At 69.5% G+C, this 13,634-nt stretch carries 13 protein-coding genes and 1 pseudogene; 6 read left to right on the plus strand and 8 right to left on the minus strand.

Features of this window, described 5'->3' with window-relative positions:
- Nucleotides 1-12: 12 nt before the first annotated feature.
- The 3 genes from EV278_RS12020 to EV278_RS12030 all read right to left on the minus strand — a co-directional run bounded on the left by EV278_RS12020 (nt 13) and on the right by EV278_RS12030 (nt 2,808).
- A complete protein-coding gene (locus EV278_RS12020) occupies nt 13-951 on the minus strand; it encodes a hypothetical protein (RefSeq protein WP_132091327.1) in 939 nt (312 codons plus the stop codon).
- Nucleotides 952-1,032: 81 nt separating this feature from the next.
- Nucleotides 1,033-1,878 carry a hypothetical protein gene (locus tag EV278_RS12025; protein WP_132091330.1) on the minus strand — a complete coding sequence of 282 codons (846 nt, stop codon included), beginning with the start codon at nt 1,876-1,878 and terminating at the stop codon, nt 1,033-1,035.
- Nucleotides 1,879-1,887: 9 nt separating this feature from the next.
- Nucleotides 1,888-2,808, minus strand: coding sequence for a hypothetical protein (locus EV278_RS12030; RefSeq protein WP_165916623.1), 921 nt, complete (start codon nt 2,806-2,808; stop codon nt 1,888-1,890).
- A gap of 143 nt (nt 2,809-2,951) precedes the next feature.
- Here EV278_RS12030 and EV278_RS12035 point away from each other — a divergent pair, with 143 nt between their 5' ends.
- Nucleotides 2,952-3,566, plus strand: a complete 615-nt coding sequence (locus tag EV278_RS12035; protein ID WP_132091336.1) for a glutathione S-transferase family protein — start codon at nt 2,952-2,954, stop codon at nt 3,564-3,566.
- Here the strand turns inward: EV278_RS12035 and EV278_RS12040 are convergent.
- From EV278_RS12040 to EV278_RS12050, 3 genes are all read right to left on the minus strand, one after another.
- Complete coding sequence (locus tag EV278_RS12040; RefSeq protein ID WP_132091339.1) at nt 3,563-4,432, minus strand: hypothetical protein; 870 nt, start codon at nt 4,430-4,432, stop codon at nt 3,563-3,565. The genes EV278_RS12035 and EV278_RS12040 overlap by 4 nt on opposite strands.
- Nucleotides 4,429-5,217, minus strand: coding sequence for a hypothetical protein (locus tag EV278_RS12045; protein WP_132091342.1), 789 nt, complete (start codon nt 5,215-5,217; stop codon nt 4,429-4,431). Before EV278_RS12045 ends, EV278_RS12040 begins: the two co-directional genes overlap by 4 nt.
- Before the next feature lie 149 nt (nt 5,218-5,366).
- Nucleotides 5,367-6,320: a hypothetical protein gene (locus tag EV278_RS12050; RefSeq protein WP_132091344.1), complete on the minus strand. Its 954-nt coding sequence runs from the start codon at nt 6,318-6,320 to the stop codon at nt 5,367-5,369.
- 80 nt (nt 6,321-6,400) lie between these two features.
- On the opposite strand from EV278_RS12050, the gene trmFO reads away from it, so the two are divergent.
- From trmFO to EV278_RS12065, 3 genes are all read left to right on the plus strand, one after another.
- Complete coding sequence (gene trmFO, locus EV278_RS12055) at nt 6,401-7,852, plus strand: methylenetetrahydrofolate--tRNA-(uracil(54)-C(5))-methyltransferase (FADH(2)-oxidizing) TrmFO (protein WP_132091347.1); 1,452 nt, start codon at nt 6,401-6,403, stop codon at nt 7,850-7,852.
- The gene (locus EV278_RS12060) at nt 7,849-8,442 is read left to right on the plus strand and encodes a hypothetical protein (RefSeq protein ID WP_243692171.1); all 594 of its coding nucleotides are present in this window, start codon (nt 7,849-7,851) and stop codon (nt 8,440-8,442) included. The genes trmFO and EV278_RS12060 overlap by 4 nt, the downstream gene beginning before the upstream one ends.
- A gap of 76 nt (nt 8,443-8,518) precedes the next feature.
- Entirely contained in the window at nt 8,519-9,628 is a 1,110-nt protein-coding gene (locus EV278_RS12065) for a mechanosensitive ion channel domain-containing protein (protein WP_132091350.1), read from the plus strand.
- 8 nt (nt 9,629-9,636) lie between these two features.
- Here the strand turns inward: EV278_RS12065 and EV278_RS12070 are convergent, their stop codons facing one another.
- A complete protein-coding gene (locus EV278_RS12070; RefSeq protein WP_132091353.1) occupies nt 9,637-10,602 on the minus strand; it encodes a retroviral-like aspartic protease family protein in 966 nt (321 codons plus the stop codon).
- A 287-nt stretch (nt 10,603-10,889) separates the two neighbouring features.
- On the opposite strand from EV278_RS12070, the gene EV278_RS12075 reads away from it, so the two are divergent.
- The gene (locus EV278_RS12075; RefSeq protein WP_132091565.1) at nt 10,890-12,194 is read left to right on the plus strand and encodes an allantoate amidohydrolase; all 1,305 of its coding nucleotides are present in this window, start codon (nt 10,890-10,892) and stop codon (nt 12,192-12,194) included.
- Here the strand turns inward: EV278_RS12075 and EV278_RS24395 are convergent.
- Nucleotides 12,179-12,241 (minus strand): annotated as a pseudogene (locus EV278_RS24395) (hypothetical protein); the annotation flags it as partial. The gene EV278_RS12075 and the pseudogene EV278_RS24395 sit on opposite strands and share 16 nt — an antisense overlap.
- Here EV278_RS24395 and EV278_RS12080 point away from each other — a divergent pair.
- Nucleotides 12,229-13,512 carry an alanine--glyoxylate aminotransferase family protein gene (locus EV278_RS12080; protein ID WP_165916624.1) on the plus strand — a complete coding sequence of 428 codons (1,284 nt, stop codon included), beginning with the start codon at nt 12,229-12,231 and terminating at the stop codon, nt 13,510-13,512. The pseudogene EV278_RS24395 and the gene EV278_RS12080 overlap by 13 nt on opposite strands.
- Nucleotides 13,513-13,634 lie beyond the last annotated feature (122 nt).

A 13,634-nucleotide genomic window follows, 5' to 3' on the forward strand; every position in this document is an offset into this window, starting at 1 on the left:
CGCCCGCTCCGGCTAGCTGAACACCTCGGCCTGGCTTTCGGGCCGGGTTTCGGCGATTTCGCGATAGACGACGGCGGCGGGGGCGTACATCACCGCGTTCAGCACCCCGCCCATGGCGCCGGCCAGCAGCAGATAAATGACCCGCGCCGGGCTGAAATAGGCCGCCACCGAGGTCATGTCGGGCTGGGCGATCTCGCCCATCGCCCGGCCGACGTCGCCTCCGGAAAAGGCGAAGGTGATGGCGAAATACAGCGTCATCATCACCATGTAGATCGGCAGCATCAGCACCACGGCCAGGCCGTAGCAGCCCAGCAGCCGCCAGAAGCGCCCCTTGGTCAGCCGCCACGACTCGAACACCCGCAGGCGGCGTTCGGCGAAGGTCATGACTCCGGCCAGCGACAGCCGGACCGCGAAGAACACCAGGCCCGCGATGACCAGAAGATAGCCGAGCAGCACCACCAGGACGATGCCGACCATGGCGCCGGCGTTGGGCTCGGCCCCGCCTTGCCCCAGGTTGGCGCCGACGCCGATCGCCACGCCCAATATGCCCACAGGGATGGCCAAGGCGATGGTCAGGCCCGTGAACACCACGCCCATGATCACCGACAGCAGGACCAGCCTCAGTTCGTCGCCGCCCAGCCGCAGCCGGGTCAGCGGCGCCTCGGCCGGCCGCAGGATCGCGCGGTAGACGGCCGCGCCCATGATCGAGGCGATCAGGACCGCCCCGCCGATCGCGATGAGTTCGCCGACGAGGAAGCCCGTCAGCGCCTCCGGCCTCATGCTCCCTTGGGTCGATGCGCCCATGAAGCGGCCGAAACCCGAGGCGATCATCGCCGCCATCAGCGCCGCGCTGGCGGCCAGGCTGAAGACCGCCCAGATGGCGATCGTCCTGGGCTCGCGCCGGATCAGGCGAAAGCCCTCGAACGCGGCTTCCGTCACCTTGAACTGCATTTCAGCCCCCTCGAAACCCGGCGCGCATCCTTGCGTTGCGCGCGCCGGATGGCAAGGGTTCCGGCCGAGACCGGCGGCAGGCTAGTCGAACACGGCGGCCTGATCGGCGACCGGATCGCCGACCAGCTGTCGGTGGATATAGGCGGCCGACGCAATCTGGATCACCACGGCCGAACCCATCAGCAGTCCCTGCAAAAAGGCGTGCGCCAGCACGGCGGGTTTGACCACCGCCTTCAACGCGACGGCCAGGGAAGGGTCGTACATCATGGCGATGTCCAGCCTCAGCGCCTGGATCGCCAGGGTCAGCAGATATCCGCCCCCGCCTGCGACCACCGCGCCCATCAGCACCGTGACAAGAAAGACGCCGAAGATCTTCCACGGCCGTTGCCGGGTCAGCCGCCACGAGGCCATGAACCGCATCGCCCCGTCCCGAACGGTCATCGGGCCGGCCAGTGACAGACGGCTGGTCAGGGCGAGGGCCAAGACCACGCCAAGCCCTAGGGCGGTGAACATGACCCCATCCTCCCAGGCGCCCGCCAGCCGGCCGATCGACGTAATCGCGCCGGCGACGCCGATCGTTACGAGGACGATGAGCAGCGGCAGAAAGGCGATCAGGGAAAGGACGAACAGTCGTAGTTCGTCGCCGCCCATCCTGATCCGACCGCCTCGCGAGACGGCGGCCGCCATGACCGACACCCCCAGCAGGAACACCAGAAGATTGACCCCGGTGGTCGCAGTGTTGATCATCGACACCGACGCCGGCTGCGTGAAGGCCGGAATCAGGAAGTGGCTGGATAACACGGCCGTCACCCGGTTCGCGAAGGCGACCGGCGCCCCGAGCAGCGCCACGGCCAGTATGGCCCACGGACGGCGTCGCAGCAGGTCCACGCCCGCCACGACAGCCGGGCCGAAGGCGAAATCCCTCATGGACCCGCCCTAGACGAACGCGTCCGAGACGTCGCGGCCCTTCAGCTGGGCGTAGATGGTCGGGGCCGGGGCGAAGACGATCAGCGAGACCAGCACCGACATCAGGCCCGACAGCAGCGCGCGGATGACGCCAGACACCGAGAACAGCTCGGCCAGGGTGGTGGCCTCGCCATGCAGGGCGTCGCCGGCCGCCGCCAAACCGCCGCCCGTGGCGACGCCAGCGATTGCGCCCACCGCGGCGATCATCACGAACAGCAGCAGATAGACCACCACCGCCAGCACCGTGGCGATCAGGTAGGTCCCGAACAGCTGCCAGAACCGGCCGCGGGTCATGTCCCACGAGGCGCGAAGGTCGATCCGGCGGGTGTCGAACGCCAGGGTGCTGGCGAACGACAGGCGCACCGACAGAAAGACCAGGCCGGCCAGCAGGGCCAGGCCCGCCAGCAGGCCCAGGAGGACGCCCAGGCCCGCCCCGCCGATCGTGCCGCCGATCGCGCCCAGCAGGGCCACGACGACCACGCCGACGAAATAGGCGCCGAACAGCACCAGGTAGAGCAGCACCTGGACCGCGGCCTGCCGCAGCTCGTCCCCGCCCAGGCGCAGATAGGCCCCCGCCCCTTCCTGCGGCCGCAGGATCAGGCGGTTGACGGCGGCCAGCAGCACCGAATTGGTCACCAGCACATAGAGCATCGAACCGACGAACAGGGGCCACAGGCCGCTCATCGCCGCCAGGGTGGTCTGCGGGTCAGGCTCGCCTTCCACGGCCGTGGTCAGGGCGCTCAGCTTGTCGCCGAACGTCGAGATCGCGAAGATCGCGACGACGAACGACAGGATCGCCATGATGCCGGCCCAGACGGCCACGGCCCGGGGCTTCTCGCGCGCCGCCCGAAAGCCGGCCAGAGCCGCGTCCGTCGCCGAAAACTGATCCATCGCCATGCCCCGTTTCATCTCGACCACGCCTAACAAGGTTCGCGGCCGCGCGACAGCCCCGCCAGCGGTTTCCGCTACCCAAACGCCGCGGCCAATTCTAACGTTCGTTTGAAGCGCCAGGATGGCCGCACCGGGAGGATGTCGTGAAGCTGTATGGCGAGGCCAATCCCGCGCCCAATCCGCGCCGGGTGCGCATCTTCGCGGCGGAGAAGGGACTGGACCTGCCCGAGATCCGGATCGGCCTGCGCCAGGGCGGCCACAAGTCACCCGAGCACAGGGCGCGCAACAGCCTGGGCCAGGTTCCGGTGCTGGAGCTGGACGACGGCCAGACGATCAGCGAGAGCGTCGCCATCTGCCGCTACCTGGAACTCCTGCATCCGACGCCGCCGCTGTTCGGGACCTGCGCCCTGAGTCAGGCGCGCACCGACATGTGGGTCCGCCGCATCGAGTTCCAGCTGATGATCCCCGCCGCCATGTACTGGCGCCACGCCCATCCGCTGACGGCCTCGCTGCTGGTTCAGAACCGCGACTTCGGCGAGTCCAACCGGCCGATCGCCGCCAAGGCCATGGACTGGCTGGACCGCGAACTGGCCGACGGCCGCGAATGGATCGCCGGCGACACGTTCGGCATGGCCGACATCGTCGCCCTGACCACGATCGACTTCGCCGGCTTCATCGGCCTGGAGGTCCCGCACGAGGCCGAGCGGCTGAAGGTCTGGCGGGAACGGGCGTCGACGCGGCCGAGCGCCAGGGCCTAGACCGCCGCCGGCGCCAGTTCGCTTTCGTGCAGGTCGTAATAGGCCCGGGCCGGGGCGGCGGTCAGGATCACCATCTGGACGGTGAAGAAGAACGGCGCGAGCAGCAGGTTGGCCAGGCCGCTCAGGGCCAGCATCACCAGGTTGGTCGCCCCGCCCGACAGGCTGAGGATCACGCCCGCCACCACGGTCTGGGCCACGCTGACCAGGAAGGTGATCACGAAGGCCAGGGCGTACATGCCCAGCAGATGCCAGAAATGGTGGTCGGTCAGCGCCCAGGTCCGGCGCAGCGACAGCTTGCCCTCGGCGAAGGTGGTGATCGACAGCAGCGACAGGCGGATGCCGAACCAGATCGACAGGCCGGCCACGGCGATGGCGCCCAGCACCTCGACCCAGCGGTTGGTCTCGACCGCGCCCAGGCTGATCAGGCCGGCGCCGATCAGCACCAGCACGGCGCTGGGCAGGGCGGTGACGACCAGGGCCACCACCCAGCCGACCAGGGCGACGACGAACTGGCGCGCTTCCTGGCGGCCCACGCGCAGATAGGCCAGCCGCCGTTCCTCGGGGCGCACCACCGCGCGCATGATCGCCACGCTGATCACCGACTGCAGGGCCACGGCGAAGGCGATCAGCGGCAGCAGCGTGCCCTTGCGGCGGGCGACGATGTCGACCAGCTCGCGCAGGTCGTTGGTTCGAGCCAGCAACGCCAGGTCAGCCCGCACCGTGCCGCCGAACGCGAAGGCCACCACCAGGCCCAGCACGACCAGCATGGCGAAATAGCAGGCGGCCCAGGCCAGCACGACCAGCGGCTTGCGCTGGGTCATGCGGACGCCCTCGAGGGCGGCTTGGACGGGCGAGAAGGTGGTCATGTCCGGAGGGTTCCAGGGGTCGGGGCGGGCTGCACGCGATAGACGTCGACCAGGGCCGCGGTCCAGACCGGGATGAGATAGAAGAACACCAGGACGACGCTGACCAGTTCGGGAACCAGCGTGCCCTCCGCGAAGCCGGCGATGGCCCGCAGATAGCCGATCAGCACCACCAGGATAACGGCCGGCGCGGCCAGCACGGCCCCGGCCACGGCCAGCACCAGCACCGCGCCGCGCGTGCGCCCGAAGGCGCTGAGCACCTGGATGCGGCCCAGATCGACGGTGGCGACGGGAGCCAGGGACAGCCTGAGGAACAGCCAGACCATGATGGCCATCGACAGCAGCGGCGGCAGGCTGGCGGCCAGGGCGCCCGGACCGCCGAGCGCGGCCCGCCAGGCGTCCACAGAGGTGATGTCCAGGCCCGGCGCGTTGCTCTTGGCCACGCCCACCACCACCGCGCCGACCAGCACCGCCAGCACCGCCATGACGACGGTCAGGATCACCGTGACCAGCACCTGGACGGCCAGCAGTCGCCATTCCACGGCGCCCCAGCGCAGGCCCTTGAAGCCGGCGGGACCGTCGAAGGCGTGTCGATACAGGGCGCCATAGGCCACGGTCGTGGCGGCCAACTCCAGCGGCAGGCCGAACAAGGCCAGGCCCGGGGCGCGGGGCAGCAGGCCCAGGACCGCGCCGGCGACCAGCGCGGCCCAGCAGGTCCGCAGACCCGGCGCCCATCCCGCCATTCCGGCGCGAACGGTCCGCCCGATCGCCGCCGATCCCTCAGCCATGAAACCCCTCGCTCGACCGCGCCCCGCGCGAACCCCTCGAATCCCAAGAGTCATAAGCGGTTCGCCCCCGCCTTGGCGACGAGTCGCGACGGGTGTCACGCTGAATTTCGCCGCCCGTGGCTCTGGCGCCGCGCGCGAGCGTCGCCTCCTCAGGATTTGCCCGCGCCTGAGGCCGCCAGTTCCTGATAGGCCTTGGCCCACGGCGCATAGAGCAGCGTCATGGCGAAGGCGGCCACGAACGACAGCAGCACGGTCCCGATCGCCGCGATCTTCCAGAAGGCATGCAGCCAGGCCTGCGGCGGCTGTCCCTTCAGGGTCTCGACCGTGGCCTGGATCCCCGCCCACGACCCGAAGGCCGCCACGCCCAGGATCGCGTACAGCACCAGTTCCAGCCCGATCAGGATCAGCATCAGCAGCACCGCCATGCCGAACAGACGGCCGGCCTGGCCACGGGTGAAGGCCCAGGATTCGAACAGCAGGAACTTGCTCTCGACGAAGCTCATCGGTCCCGCCATCGACAGGCGCAGCAGGCCCCAGACCAGGACCGCGATCCCGACCAGGACCACCAGGGCGATCAGCAGGCCGGCGATCAGCTTGCCGCCGTCTCCCGCGGCCGAACCGACCAGGAACAGGATCAGGCCCAGGATGACGCCGATGAACACCACGGCGAAATAGGCCATCATGAACAGCACGCCCTGGACCAGGGTCACCAGCCCCAGCCACAGCTCCGGCATGCCCAGGCGCAGATAGGCCCAGCGCTTCTGGTCGGGCTGGAGCACGGCGCGGAACACCGCCCCGGCCACCACCGCCTTGACCACCGCGCTACCCACCCAGCTGACCAAGTTCACGCCCATCATGCTGGTCTGGAACTGCATCATCCGCGCCATCATCGCGGACTCCGCCGCGCTCGATGTCGACGACGCCGGATCGGGCATCGTCTTGACCATCTCGATGAACTGCGGCGCCAGGCTCCACATCAGGCCCACCATCGGCCCGATCAGGATCACCAGGATCACCAGCCCCCAGGCCAGGACCGCCAGCGGCGCGCGGCCGATCACCCCAAACCCGGCCGCCGCCGCGCCCGTCGCCGAAAAGCTCGCCATGAACGCCCCCGCAACCCTGAGTCTGGCCCCAACCTACACGCAGGTTTCGCCAGCTGGCCAGCGGGGGTATGAGGGCGCGCATGAGCATTCTTCCTTCTTCTATCCCGTCCATTCACGTCATCGGCGGTGGCTTGGCCGGGTCCGAGGCCGCCTGGCAGATCGCCCAGGCCGGCGTTCCGGTCGTCCTGCACGAGATGCGTCGCGACGAGCCTGACTCGTCCTCAAGCAGCGAAGCGGTAGGACAAACAAAAAAAATCCGCACCGACGCCCACCAGACCGATGGTCTCGCGGAAATGGTGTGCTCCAACTCCTTCCGTTCCGATGACTGGCAGTTCAACGCCGTGGGCCTGCTGCACGCCGAGATGCGCAAGCTGGACTCGCTGATCATGTCGGCCGCCGACCAGCACCAGGTGCCGGCCGGCGGAGCCCTGGCCGTCGATCGCGACGGTTTCTCGGCCGAGGTCACCCGTCGCATCGAGGCCCACCCGCTGATCACCATCGTCCGCGAAGAGGTCGCCGGCCTGCCGCCCGCCGAATGGGACAATGTCGTGGTCGCCACCGGCCCCCTCACCTCGCCGGCCCTGGCCGACGCCATCCTGGAGTTCAGCGGCGAAGGCCAGCTCAGCTTCTTCGACGCCATCGCCCCGATCATCCACGTCGAGTCGATCGACATGGACATCGCCTGGCGCCAGTCGCGCTACGACAAGGAAGGCCCGGGCGGCGACGCGGCGGCCTACATCAACTGTCCGATGGACAAGGCGCAGTACGAGGCCTTCATCGACGCCCTGCTGGCCGGCCCCAAGGCCGAGTTCAAGGACTGGGAGCACGTGCCCTATTTCGACGGCTGCCTGCCGATCGAGGTGATGGCCGAGCGCGGCCGCGAGACCCTGCGCCACGGACCGATGAAGCCGGTCGGCCTGACCAATCCGCGCGACCCGACCGTCAAGGCCTACGCCATCGTCCAGCTGCGCCAGGACAACGCCCTGGGCACGCTGTGGAACATGGTCGGTTTCCAGACCAAGCTGAAGCATGGCGCCCAGGCCGAGGTGTTCCGGATGATCCCGGGCCTGGCCAACGCCCAGTTCGCGCGGTTGGGGGGCCTGCACCGCAACACCTTCATCAACAGCCCGCGCCTGCTGGACCGCAGCCTGCGGATGAAGGTCGCCCCGCGCTTGCGCTTCGCCGGCCAGATGACCGGGGTCGAAGGCTATGTCGAAAGCGCCGCCACGGGCCTGCTGGCCGGCCGCTTCGCCGCCGCCGAGCGCCTCGGCCGGACGCTGGACGCGCCGCCACCGACCACCGCGCTCGGGGCGCTGGTCGACCACGTCACCGGCGGCCACCTGGAGGGCGGTCCCGAAGGCAAGGCCAGCTTCCAGCCGATGAACATCAACTACGGCCTGCTGCCGCCGCTGGAGGCTCCCAAGGTCGACGAGAACGGCGTCAAGATCCCGCTGAAGGAACGCGGCCGCGCCAAAAAGCGGTTGATGAGCCTGCGGGCGCTGAAGGATCTGGAGCGATGGATCGGGGAATGAAGAGGTCCTGTCTCGCCGCATCCATCGCCGTTGCGGGTCTGCTGATCTTCGGCGGCCTGGCGCGCGCCGAGGGCTGCGCCTACGACCGCACCGCCATGTTGGCCATGGATTTGGACCGCTTCGACCAGGACGCGTCGGGTTGGCGTACGGTCGGCCAGGCGCCGGGCTGCTTCCTGGCGGGCGCCGGATTGATCGCCGACTATCGCAAGGCGCATCCGAACCTACCGCTTTCCCAGGCTGATGGTTTGCGCTGGCACGAGGGCCAGCTCAGGGCCATGGGCGGCGACAGCCAGGCCGCGATACCGTTGCTGGCGAACGCCAATCACGATGGCGACGCCACGAACCAAGCCTATGCCGAGGCGACAATCGCCTTCCTGCGCCACGACCGCCCGGCGTTGATCGCCGCCCGCCAGAAGCTTTCAGGCTTGCCGCAGCCCGCCGACTTTCAGGCCGGTGCGGCGGCGTACAAGGCGCAGACAGGCCGAGAACTCAGCTGGCCTCCGAACCTGGACGTCGTGGATCGTCTATTGGCCTGTTTCGATCGCCCCTATGTTGAAGCTTACGGCGGAGCCTGCAGCCCACCTCGATAGGGCGCTGGAGATTAGCTTCTCACCTGCGAGAGAACCTGGGGACGAACCCGCCGGCCGCATCACGCGTTCAAGGCCCATGTCCGCCTCCCCTCCCTGGCTTACGGACCTGGCGCTGCGCCTGGCCTGGGCGCCGCCGTGGGCGATCAGCCTGGTCCTGGTCGCCATCGCCGTGCTGCTGGCGCTCGCGGCGCACTTCGTGCTGGTGCGGATCGTCCGCCGCTCGCTGTCCAGGGACGCCTTCTGGTCGGCCCTGGCCGTGCGCACGCGGCGTCCAACCCGGATGGCCTTCACCGTGGCCGCCCTCAGCCTGGCCGCCTCGATCGCGCCCCTGACCACCGGCCAGGCGGCCGGCGCCAAACACCTGCTGCTGATCCTGTTCATCGTGCTGGTCGGCTGGATCGTGCTGACCGCCCTGGACATCGGCGCGGCGCTCTACATGCGGCGCTTCAACGTCGACGTTGAAGATAACCTGCTGGCCCGCAAGCACCTGACCCAGGTGAAGATCCTGCGCCGGGCCTGCGCCGTGGTCGTCGGCCTTGTCACGGCAGGCCTGGCCCTGATGACCATACCGGGCGTGCGCCAGTGGGGCGTCAGCCTGCTGGCGGCCGGCGGCGCGGCCTCGCTGATCGTCGGCCTGGCCCTGCAGCCGCTGCTGACCAATCTGATCGCCGGCATCCAGATCGCCATCACCCAGCCGATCCGCATCGACGACGCGGTGATCGTCGACAAGGAGTGGGGCAATGTCGAGGAGATCAACGCCACCTACGTGGTCGTGCGGCTGTGGGACTGGCGGCGGATGGTTCTGCCGCTCAGCTACTTCATCCAGACGCCGTTCCAGAACTGGACCCGCGAAAGCGCCGCCCTGATCGGCACGGCCATGCTCTATGTCGACCACGCCGCCCCGATCGACCGCCTGCGCGCCAAGCTGGAGGAGATCGCCAGGGCCTCGTCGCTATGGGACGGCAAGGTGGTCAACCTGCAGGTCACCGACGTCACCGCCCAGGTGCTGGAGGTCCGCTGCCTGGTCAGCGCCCGCAGCGCGCCCCGGACCTTCGACCTGCGTTGCGAGGTGCGCGAGAAGATGATGGCTTTCCTGCGCGACGAGCTGCCCGAGGCCTTGCCGAGGCAGCGCCTGGGTCTGGCGGAGGCCGCTCTCTCATCCACGGAGCCCGCGATCCAGGCCTGAACAACCGCTTACTGCTGGACGCCGTCCCGACCTGATCGAGGGGATTTCCGGCGTTCCCCGGAGGAACGCTGCCAGACGCGCTCGCCGCCGTAGTCTACGGCGAAGGACCGCCCAGCCAGCCAGTCGCTTCCGATCACGGCCAGCGGCGTGGCCGGGTCGCCCAGACGCTCGAACACCGGCAGGTCGCCAACCCTCAGGACGCGGCGCTTCCAGCGCCACAGCCCGACGCGAACCGGGCCGATCTCCGCCCGCGACAGGGGCAAGGAGCGCCCGTCCACGCCCTCCAGCGCGCCGCCGTCGTCCAAACGGCCAGCCCCCTCGGTCAAGCCCAGGCGCCGGGCGAAGGCGGGGTTCAGGACGGTGTGCTGCGAGCCTGTATCCAGCAAGCCCCATCCCCGCACCCCACCGATCCGGACCGGCAGCATGATCTTCCAGGGCCTCACCCAGCGGACGTCGATCCGACGCCACCCGCGTCCAGCCGGGGCCGCGCCGCCGCTCGAGATCGTCACGCAGCCGTCCTCTCCGTTCCAGGCCGCCAGCGTCGAGCCGAACAGATCCACGCCGGCCAACCCGACGACCGGATGACTGGCGAACGCCGGCGCCGGAATCTCGACGACGGTGAAATCGCGCAGAACCCGCGGGCCGGCTCGGAGAGACGGAACGCGAAACAGGCGAACATCCCTTGACCCGCCCATGCCCTGGGCGGTCTCGGTCTGGACGTCGCGTTGCAAGCCCAGATCCTGGATCGTCCGCTCGTCCAGGGTCGTGCCGCTGGCGGCGGTGTCCAGGACCAGGAAAAACGGCCCATGCGGCTTCCCCCGCCCCTCGACGAAGGCCTCGATCACCGGGCTGCCGCCGTCGCCGCGCTGATAGGTCAAGCATTGAGCGGAGCTGGCCGCGGTCTCCGGCGTCCGCGCTCCCGCCGGCGAACCCCATAAGACCAGCAGCACGCAAAGCCCGGCCCATGCACGCATCTTGCCCTTCCATTCACCGCACAGCCGGCCATGGCGCGGCGTCGTGGGCAAGTTACAAAGTCCTCATCCGCCGATAGGCTTTCGCCAAGGCCGAGGCGCCAAGCCTGTCCTTCGCCAAGTAAGTGATTTATGACTTAGCTTCAGGCGCCGGTTCGTGGAGGTGGCGCTTGTCGAGGCATGTGCGCGGGAAGCTGTTCCGCGCCGCCGATCATCGCGGGCTTTGCGCCTCGCCGATGCTAGGCCAGCATGTCACGGATGGCGTGGACGGCAAAGGGGAGCCCGACAGGGTGGCGGAGGCCTTCGAGAGCGGCGACTTCAAGCCTGGCGCGCGGGCCAAGGCCCGTTGCGACCTGATGGGCGCGGCGCCCTACAGCGAGGCCGACGACATGCTGGTGCGCCGGTTCCTCACGCCGGCCCATGACGAGGCGCTCAAGACCCTGGCCTTCTGGATGAAACAGGCGGGCATGACGGCCCGCCGCGATCCCGCCGGCAACCTGGTCGGGCGCTACGAGGGCGAGCCGCCTGGCGCCCCGGCTTTGCTGATCGGCTCGCACATCGACAGCGTCCGCAACGGCGGGCGCTACGACGGCGCGCTGGGCGTGATGCTGGGGATCGACGTGGTCGAGGTCCTGGCCCGCGCCGGCCGCCGCCTGCCCTTCGCGGTCGAGGTGATCGCGTTCGGCGACGAGGAGGGCTCGCGCTTCCCCGCCTCGATGACCTGCAGCCGCGCCGTGGCCGGCACGGCCAGCCCCAGCGTCATGGAGATGACCGACGCCGACGGCGTTTCGTTGGCCGAAGCCTTCGCGGCGTTCGGCCTGGATCCGACCCGGCTGGAAGAGGCCGCGCGCAAGCCCGGCGAGGTGTTCGCGTTTCTGGAAGCGCACATCGAGCAGGGCCCGGTGCTGGAGGCCGAGGGCCTGGCCCTGGGCGTGGTCACCGCCATCGCCGCCCAGAAGCGGCTGATGGTGCGGTTCACCGGCGTGGCCGGACACGCCGGCACCACGCCGATGTCCCTGCGCAAGGATCCCGGCCCGGCCGCCGCCGAGGCGATCCTGGCCCTGGAGCGGATCTGCTCTGAGGGAGCAGACGGCTTGGTCGGCACCGTCGGCCGGATCACCGCCCTGCCTGGCGCCTTCAATGTCATTCCCGGCGCGGTCGAATATTCGATGGACGTCCGGGCCGAGACCGCCGCCACGCGCGATGCCGCCGTGGCCGCCGTCACCGCCGAGATCGAGGCCATCGCCGCGCGCCGAGGGCTGGAGGCGTCGGTCGCCCTGATGCAGGACCTGGCCGCCAGCCCCTGCGATCCCGGCCTGACAGCCCTGCTGGAAGACGCCGTCGCCGCCACGGGCCAGCCCCCCGGCCGCCTGCCCAGCGGGGCCGGCCACGACGCCATGGTCGTCGCCGATCTCTGCCCCACCGCCATGCTGTTCATCCGCTGCGAGGGCGGGATCAGCCACAATCCGCGCGAGGCCGTGACCGAGGCCGACTGCGCCCTGGCCGCCGAGGCGATGCTGGGGTTCGTCGAGCAGCTGGCGCAGAACCTTGGCTCCATGCGTCCTTCGAGGCCGCTTCGCGGCGCCTCAGGATGAGGAGCCTTGTTGCAACTGAATTCCTCATCCTGAGGTGCGAGCCGCAGGCGAGCCTCGAAGGACGCACGGCGCTAACCGGACTCAAGACCACCGCATGACCCAGACCTTCGGCGAACTCGACCATCCCGCCCGCCTGCTGATGGGTCCTGGCCCGATCAACGTGCATCCGCGCGTGCTGCGGGCCATGTCGGTGCAGCTTCTCGGCCAGTTCGACCCGGAATTCACCGGCTACATGAACGAGACCATGGCCCTGTACCGCCAGGTGTTCCAGACGGAGAACCGCTGGACCTTCCTGATCGACGGCACGTCGCGCGCAGCCATCGAGGCGGCGCTGGTCTCGGTGCTGGCGCCGGGCGACGACGTGGTGGTGGTCAACGCCGGGCGCTTCGGCCTGCTGCTGTCGGAGATCGCCCAGCGCTGCGACGCCAAGGTCACCCTGGTCGACGGCGACTGGGGAACGGTGGTCGATCCGCAGGCCGTTGAGGACGCGGTCAGGCGCGTGCGGCCGCGGCTGGTGGCCTGCGTGCACGGCGACACCTCCACCACCATGGCCCAGCCGATCGCGGCGATCGGCGAGATCTGCCGGCGTTACGACGCGCTGCTCTATGTCGACGCCACCGCCACCATCGGCGGCATGTCGGTTCCGGTCGACGCCTGGCAGGCCGACATCGTTACCGGCGGCCTGCAGAAGTGCCTGGGCGGTCCGTCCGGCTCGGGCCCGATCACGATCTCCGACCGCGCCGCCGAGCACATCGCCGGCCGCAAGCATGTCGAGGCCGGCATCGCCACGGCGGGGACGGTCGCTGGCAACGGCCGCCGCATCGCCTCCAACTATTTCGACCTGGCGATGATCATGGACTACTGGTCCGACAAGCGCCTGAACCACCACACCGAAGCCGCCTCGATGCTGTACGCGGCCCGCGAATGCGCCCGGGTGGTGCTGGAGGAAGGGCTTGAGGCCCGCTTCGCCCGCCACGCCCAGGCCGGGGCGGCGGTGGTGGCCGGGGTCGAGGCCATGGGCCTGACCGTCTACGGCGACAAGGCCCACAAGATGACCAACGTCACCGCCGTGATCGCGCCGGCCGGCGTCGATTACGACCGGGTGAAAGCCCGCATGCGCACCGACTTCGAGATCGAGATCGGCGCCGCCTTCGGGCCGCTGGCGGGCAAGGTCTGGCGAATCGGGGCGATGGGGGTCAACGCCCGCAAGCATGCGGTGCTGACCACGCTGGCGGCGCTGGAGGCGGTGCTGCGCGGCGAGGGCTACAGCTTCACGGCCGGGGCCGGAGTAGACGCGGCGCTGGGGGTGTTCGCATGAGCGCGACCATCACGCGAGCGCTCTTCCCCCTATGGGGGAGGAGCGCCGAAGGCGCGGTGGGGGCAAGTGTTCGCTACCGCGGCTCGCCAACTTGCCCCCACCTGAGCGCTTCGCGGTCTGTC

The sequence above is a fragment of the Caulobacter sp. BK020 genome (genome assembly GCF_004342605.1).
Lineage (GTDB): Bacteria > Pseudomonadota > Alphaproteobacteria > Caulobacterales > Caulobacteraceae > Caulobacter.